We start from the raw sequence: 6,984 nt of genomic DNA on the forward strand, positions 1-6,984 counted from the left end.
CGACGTGCCGTTGGGCTGAATCGCGTGATCGCGGCACTCCGCGGCGCTGATCCCTGCGGTGCAGGCGCCGGGCACGGAGTTCCTCGATCGCGGACCCGGCGCCTGCGGCATCTGGTCCGCTGAGCGGACGGCGGGCTGCCCGCGGGCATCGCGACCGCTAACGTTTCCGGCATGTCCTCGATGCCGGTCACCGAGCGCCTGCTGATCCGGGAGTGGCGACCGGACGACGTGGCGGGCGCGTTCGCCGTCTACGGCACCGCGACCGTGACCGACTGGCTGGTGCCGTCGATGCCCCGGGTCGCCGACCTGGCCGCGATGGGCCGCGTGCTCGAGCAGTGGATCGCCGAGCAGGAGCAGCTGGAACCGCCGCAAGGGCGTTGGGCGGTCGTGCACCGCGACAGCGGGGAGATCGTCGGCGGCGCCGAGCTGCGCCTGCTCCCGCCGCACCACGAGGACGTGGAGGTGGCCTGGCACCTGCGGCCGAACTGCTGGGGTCACGGTTACGCGGTGGAAGCGACCCGCGCGTTGATCCGCTGGGCGTTCGAGCACGAGGCGGTGGAGCTGTTCGCGGTGATCGACCCGACGAACGACCGCGCGCACGCCACCGCGCAGCGGATCGGCATGGACTGGGTCGGGGAGACCGGCAAGTACTACGACCGGACGCTGCACGTGTACCGCGTCCGGCCCGGCGACTTGGACTGACGGCGACCTGGACTCAGGGCGACTTGGACTCAGGGCGACCTAGACTGACCGGCCGCCTCACCCGATCATCGAGCTTGCCCGACCGCCGAGCCTGCCCGATCGCCGAGCTCGCCCGACCGCCAGTTGCACCGATCGTCGGCCTGGTCCGGCCGATCAGCGCCGGAAGCCCTCGTAGGCCAGCGCGGTCACCGCACCGAATGCCAGGTGCGGCACCAGGTCCATCAGCCACGACTCGGCGGTCCATTCGCGCGGGTCGGTCACGCCGAGCGCCGTCATGGGAGCGGTGCTGCCCGCGTTCGCGGCAAGGCCCGCACCGATCGCCAGCAGCGGCACCGGTGTGCGCGGGCACCAGGTGCGGGCGCAGCCGTAGAGGACACCGCTGGTCACTCCGGCCGCGATGCCGAGCAGGGCGCCGATCCCGGAGCGGCGGTTGCCCGCGCTGGACTCGTCGCCGGGCAGCGGCCGGGTGTGCCGCTCGGCCTGGCGCACGGTCTGCTCCGGGCTGCTGCTCGCCGGCCGGGCGCGCAGCGCCATGTCCAGGTAGGTGACCGCGTTGAGGGCGGTCGTGCCTGCGGCGCCGGCGAGAGCGCCGCGCAGAGCGTGGTGCAAGTGGCATCCGCGGCGCCGCATGAACGCGCCTCTCGGAACTCGGCATCTCAATTCCGCCATGACTCAGTGCTGCCCGAGCGGTTCGGCGACGAAACCGCAGTCGCGTTGCCTGCAGAGGTGCCGCTTCGCATCGATTTCGTCTGGTCGGGCTAAGAACCGAGAACTCGAACACAAGCACGCGCTGGTGCTGGCCGGTGCGATCACGACCGCGGCCACCGCGGCGGCCCGGCACTGCGCTTCTTCGCCCCGATTCCGCGTGGTGCTCACGACGGTGCTGCTCATGTCCCCTCCGGCTGCGACGCGCGGCTGTGCAGATCGTCGAGCAGCCGCGACATCGTTTTCCGCCCGGCTGCCGGTGCTTCTGCGGCGCGAGCTTCGGCCAGCACGCGGGCCTCCGCGGTGCGGCACCACTCCCACCAGCGTTGCAGGCGCGGGTGGGCGTGTTCCGGGCCGACGTGGACGTCCTCGGCGGACAACAGCGCAGGCCACTCCCAAGCCGTCGCCTGCGCACTGAGCTTGCCGCCACCGGCGGTGGTGTCCACCGCCAGCACCGGCACGCCGCAGGCGAGTCCGAACGCGAGACCGTGCAGGCGGGTCGTGACGACCACGTCGGACCGGTCCAGCAGCGCCGCGAACTGGTCGGGCGTCGCGCACCTCCGGGAATCTCCGGTGTCCAGCCGGGAATCGGCGACGATCGTGGCGCAGTCGACGCCGGCGAACCAGTCCAGCAGGTGCTGGTGCACCCGCTCCTGCCGGAGGTGCGCGCCGTGCTCCCACCTGCCGGGTGCGAGCACCAGCGCCGCCACCGGCGTCCGCGCGTACGCCACACCCGCCGACAGATCGCGAATCGCCGGAGCACCGGGGAAATCGCGGGCCAGCACCGCGTGGAACCTGGTGTAGGCGGGCGAATGCGGGTCTGTCACCGAACTTCCCACGGCCACGCGGTGGCACGAGGCGTAGCGGTCGTGCAGCTGCTCGACCTGCCAGCCGTGCAGCCGACCGCACACGAAGACCACGTCGGTGTAGTTCTGCGCCGGTGCGTCCGCCAAGGACATCGCCTCCGGGCGCAACATCGGGCTCCACGCCGAATCGTGCGGGATTCCCGCGGTTTCGAGTGCCGACGCCACCCGGTACATGCTCGCCACGTCACCCGCGGCGGCCTCGCCGTGCAGGAAGCTCGCCCAGCTGACGATCAGCACGCGCACCGGAACCTCCCGGGTGAACGCGGAAACGTGGTTCTCCGCGGGATTCCCGCGGCGGCGCCGGTTCACGCGTGCCGTCCGCGCTCGGCCGGGGTTTGAGAGCCGCTGCGCAGGGTAGCGGAGTAGTAGCGGATTCGGGGGGATCCGTCGATTCGCCGGAATCGACCATGCTGGAGGCGCTGGTGCGCATTCTCGGGATCAACGCCGTGTTCCACGACCCGGCGGCGGCGCTGGTCGTGGACGGCGAGCCGGTCGCCGCTGCCGAGGAGGAGCGGTTCACCCGGCGAAAGCACGGCAAACCACCGGTTCCGTTCGCCGCTTGGGAGCAGCCGGAGCGCTCCGCGGCGTGGTGCATCGCCGAAGCGGGCCTGCGACCGTCCGATGTGGACATAGTGGGCTTCTCCTACGACCCCGGGCTCGTCCAGCACGAACTTTCCGGACTGGATCCGGAGTGGGAACACCTGCGCACCGAATTCGCCGGTAGCGCCCCGCGGTTGCTGCGCTCGGCGTTGCCCGGGCTGGACCCGGACGGAGTGCGGTTCGTGCCGCACCACGTCGCGCACGCCGCCTCCGCCGGGCTGGCCGCGCCGTTCGGCGACTGCGCGGTGCTGACCGCGGACGGGCGCGGGGAGAGCACTTGCGGGCTGCTGGGCCAATACCGCTCGGGCCGGCTGGAAGTGTTGGCCGAGCAGTCCTTGCCGGGTTCACTCGGGTTGCTCTACGAGAGCCTGACGGCGCATCTGGGCTTCCGGCGCAGCAGCGACGAGTACGACGTCATGGCGCTGGCCGGGTATGCGAAGCCGACGTACCTGCCGGATCTCACCGACCTGGTACGCGTGGGTGACGACGCGCAGATCCGGATCGACCGGCTGGACTGGTCGCGGTGGGCACCACCGCGCGAACCGGACGGGGAACTGCTCGACGAGCACGCCCAGCTCGCCGCCAGCGTGCAGACCCGGCTGGAAGAGCTGTTGCTGGAACTCGCCGGTTGGCTGCACCGCGAGACCGGGCAGCCGGAGCTGGCCGTTGCCGGTGGGGTCGCGTTGAACTGCGTGGCCAACACCAGGCTGGCCGCCGAAGGACCGTTCGACGAGGTCTGGGTGCAGCCCGCGGCCGGGGACGCCGGGACCGCGCTGGGCGCTGCGATGCACCTGGCCGCGCAAGCCGGCGAGCGGGTGCGGCCGATGCCCGCCGCCGACCTCGGCCGCGGTTTCGGTGAGGCGGAACTGGAATCGGCGCTGCAAGCCGCGAGGTTGCCCTACGAGCGCCCGGACGACGTGGCGACGACGGCGGCGGACTCGTTGGCGCGCAACGAGATCGTGGGCTGGTTCCAGGGCCGGGCGGAGTTCGGCCCGCGCGCGCTCGGCCACCGCTCGCTGCTGGCCCATCCCGGCCACGCCGAGAACGCCGAACGGCTCAACGAGGTGAAAGGGAGTGAGCGGTTCCGCCCGGTGGCTCCGGTCGTGCTGGCCGAGCGAGCCGCGGAGATCTTCGACCGCGGCCCGGTGCCGAGCCCGTTCATGCTGTTCGTGCACGACGTGCGCAGCGACTGGCGGCAACGGATCCCGGCGGTGGTGCACGTCGACGGCACCGCGCGCATCCAGACCGTGGACCGGGCCGACGAGCCGTTGCTCGCCCGGTTGCTGGGGGAATTCGCGGAACGGACCGGATTGCCCACAGTGATCAACACGAGCTTCAACACCGCAGGGCGGCCGATGGTGGACTCGCCCGCGGACGCCTTGGAGTGCTTCGGTTCCTCGCCGATCGATCTGCTCGTTCTCGGGCCGTTCGTGGTGCGTCGCGCGGCGATCGCCTGGTGAGCACGTTGGATCGCGCCGTCGTCATCCCGACGACAGCCGGGAGAACTGCACGACGAGCCTCGCGGACGCGTGGTGGATCACAGCGGAAATGGCTTATCGGCCTGCGGCATTGATCGACGCTCGACGAGAGATTTCCCCGCGCCTATCGCGAAGACGCCGACTTGACGCTGCGCGTAGTCGAACACGCCCGCGCAAAACCCTTGCCACGACGGAAGGTTTGCCGCCCGAAGCGACGTGGAACATCGGTGCGGCAGAGCACGCACCCAGCAGGAGGCGACCATGGCCGAGGACGTGAAGGTCCTGCAGCTCGGTGAGCACGAGTTCGCCGCGGAAGTGCACGAGGGCGAGCAGACCACCGAACACCGGGTGAGCTACCCGCAGGGCGTGCTCGACGCGCTGGACATGCCCGAACCCGACGAGCAGCGCTTCGTCGTCGAATCGGTGAAGTACCTGTTGCAGCGCACGCCGTCCACCGCCCTGCCGCACGACATCGACCTCGAAGGTGTGCAGAACGAGGACCTGGATTTCCTCCCGGAACTGCGCACCCGCATGGCGAGCTGAGGATCGTCCCGCTGGGATCTTCGAGCGCGCCCGTTCGCAGTGCACGGGCCGTTCGCCTGCATCGACGGGCGAGCGGCCCGGAAACGCTCAGCTGAGCAATCCTCCCGCATACGCGGCGAAGAACAGCGCGACCAGTACGACCACCACGGCGATTCCCGCCAGCCACAGCCATTTCGCCGGACGCGGCTCGGCGCGCTGCGGATGCGAGACGGCGTCGGTGGCCCCGGCCTCGCCCGGCGGTGTGTCGCCGGGCGGGACCGAACCGCCGGATTCCAGCCCCGGAGTTCGCTCGGGATCCGGCCCGGGGGTCTGCGATGAGCGGTCCGCTGCCATGTCCGTTGGTTAACCCTTCCGGCCGGCTGCGCAAACTTGTCCGCCGACGTCCGCGGCGGGCCGTCAAGCCTCACCGCGCTGCTCCTGCTGCCGCTCGGCGGCTTCCTGCTCCGAGGCGGCGGTGGGCGGAGAACCGGGCAGCTTGCGCCCCGCCGACTCGCGGGTGAAGTACACCGTCACCAGCCCGACCACGCCGGCCGCGATGAGCAGCACCGCAGGCATGATCCGCACCCCGGTCCCGGCCAGCAGCGCCTCCGCGAGCAGCGGAGTGGTGCCGCCGAACAGGGCGACCGCGATGTTGAAGCTCACCGACACGCCGCCGTAGCGGACGTCGGTCGGGAACAGCGCGGGCAGCGCCGCCGGCATCGTGCTGCTGAAGCAGATCAACGTCAGCCCCAGGACCAGCAACCCGCCGAGCACGGCGGGCACGCTGCCCAGACCGAGCAGCAGGTACGCCGGTACCGACAGCACGATCAGCGCCACCGAGCCCGCACCGGCGATCGGCAGCCTGCCGATCTTGTCGGAGTACCGGCCCAGCACCACGATCAGCGTCATCACCAGCAACATCGCCACCAGCACCAGGGTGAGCGCCTTGGTGTGGCCGAACCCGAGCTCGGCGGTGAGGTAGGTCGGCATGTAGGCGGTCAGCGTGTAGTTGGTGACGTTGAACGCGATGACCAGCCCGATGCACTTGAGCATCGGCCGCCAGCAGCGGGTGAACAACGTGCCCAGGCTGCGCAGCGTCGCCGCCTGCTGCGGCTGCTCGCCCTCCGAGCTCTTCTGGTAGGCGGGGGTGTCCTCCAGCTTCAGCCGCAGGTACAGCCCGACCAGTCCCAGCGGGCCTGCCACCAGGAACGGGATCCGCCAGCCCCAGGAGCTCAAGGCCCCGTCCGGCAGCGCGACGCTGAGCACCGTGACGCTGCCGGCGCCCATCGAATAGCCGACCAGGGTGCCGAACTCCAGCCAGCTCGACATGAAACCGCGCCTGCGGTCCGGGGAGAACTCCGCGACGTAGGTCGTCGCCCCGCCGTACTCCCCGCCGGTGGAGAAGCCCTGCACCAGCCGCGCCAGCAGCAGCAGGATCGGCGCCCAGATCCCGATCTGGGCGTAGCCGGGCAGCAGCCCGATCGCCACCGTGCCCGCCGCCATCGTGATCATCGTGGTGGCCAGCACCTTCTGCCTGCCGATGCGATCGCCCAGCGGTCCGAAGAAGAACCCGCCCAGCGGCCGCACCAGGAATGCCACCGCGAACGTCGCGAACGTCGAAAGCAGTTGCGCGGTCGGGCTGTTCGAGGGGAAGAAGACCTGGCCGATGGTCACCGCCAGGTAGCTGTAGACGCCGAAGTCGAACCATTCCATGGTGTTGCCGATGGCGGCCGCGGCAACGGCCCGGCGGGACTTCCGCTCGTCGATGACGATCGGGTCCTGGCTTCGTTTCCTGCTGGGACGCCGGAATCGGGGGATCGGCCGTCGTCCGGATCCCGTTCGCTGCGCCACGCCCTGATCTCCTTCCGCCGGTCGCTTGGGGCTTTCCCGGGCGCGGCGGCGGTAAAACCACCCCCGCGGGCTTCACTCGTGCGGCTCTTCGACGGCGGGACCGTGCGGCGCCGCGCCGTCGACGTCGCGGCGCGAACCGCGGCAGGGCCGGGACTTTCGGCCGTGGTGTCCTCGCGCGCGGCTGGCAGGATCGCTGCCGCACAGCACGCAAGGGGGAAAGGATCTTCGCCGATGCAACCGCAACCCACACCGCAGTCCGC

Annotated in this window: 7 protein-coding genes; 3 read left to right on the plus strand and 4 right to left on the minus strand. The window is 70.9% G+C overall.

Annotation, left to right across the window (positions count from 1 at the left end; all coding sequences use genetic code 11):
• Window positions 1–171: 171 nt before the first annotated feature.
• A complete protein-coding gene (locus tag IJH84_RS23790; protein WP_200069564.1) occupies window positions 172–702 on the plus strand; it encodes a GNAT family N-acetyltransferase in 531 nt (176 codons plus the stop codon).
• Between the two features lie 153 nt (window positions 703–855).
• On the opposite strand, the gene IJH84_RS23795 is transcribed toward IJH84_RS23790, so the two are convergent.
• A complete protein-coding gene (locus IJH84_RS23795) occupies window positions 856–1,311 on the minus strand; it encodes a hypothetical protein (RefSeq protein WP_233627186.1) in 456 nt (151 codons plus the stop codon).
• Between the two features lie 278 nt (window positions 1,312–1,589).
• The gene (locus tag IJH84_RS23800) at window positions 1,590–2,582 is read right to left on the minus strand and encodes a polysaccharide pyruvyl transferase family protein (RefSeq protein WP_295149251.1); all 993 of its coding nucleotides are present in this window, start codon (window positions 2,580–2,582) and stop codon (window positions 1,590–1,592) included.
• 113 nt (window positions 2,583–2,695) lie between these two features.
• Between IJH84_RS23800 and IJH84_RS23805 the strand changes: the two genes are divergently transcribed.
• Window positions 2,696–4,333 carry a carbamoyltransferase C-terminal domain-containing protein gene (locus tag IJH84_RS23805; RefSeq protein ID WP_295149257.1) on the plus strand — a complete coding sequence of 546 codons (1,638 nt, stop codon included), beginning with the start codon at window positions 2,696–2,698 and terminating at the stop codon, window positions 4,331–4,333.
• 279 nt (window positions 4,334–4,612) lie between these two features.
• Window positions 4,613–4,894: a hypothetical protein gene (locus IJH84_RS23810; RefSeq protein ID WP_200069561.1), complete on the plus strand. Its 282-nt coding sequence runs from the start codon at window positions 4,613–4,615 to the stop codon at window positions 4,892–4,894.
• An 87-nt stretch (window positions 4,895–4,981) separates the two neighbouring features.
• Here the strand turns inward: IJH84_RS23810 and IJH84_RS23815 are convergent, their stop codons facing one another.
• Together IJH84_RS23815 and IJH84_RS23820 are read right to left on the minus strand one after the other, a co-directional pair.
• On the minus strand, window positions 4,982–5,227 hold the full coding sequence (locus IJH84_RS23815; RefSeq protein ID WP_200069560.1) for a DUF6480 family protein: 246 nt from the start codon (window positions 5,225–5,227) through the stop codon (window positions 4,982–4,984).
• 63 nt (window positions 5,228–5,290) lie between these two features.
• Window positions 5,291–6,724, minus strand: a complete 1,434-nt coding sequence (locus IJH84_RS23820; RefSeq protein ID WP_200069947.1) for an MFS transporter — start codon at window positions 6,722–6,724, stop codon at window positions 5,291–5,293.
• Window positions 6,725–6,984 lie beyond the last annotated feature (260 nt).

The sequence above is a fragment of the Saccharopolyspora sp. genome, from assembly GCF_017434145.1.
Taxonomy (GTDB): domain Bacteria; phylum Actinomycetota; class Actinomycetes; order Mycobacteriales; family Pseudonocardiaceae; genus Saccharopolyspora_C; species Saccharopolyspora_C galaxeae.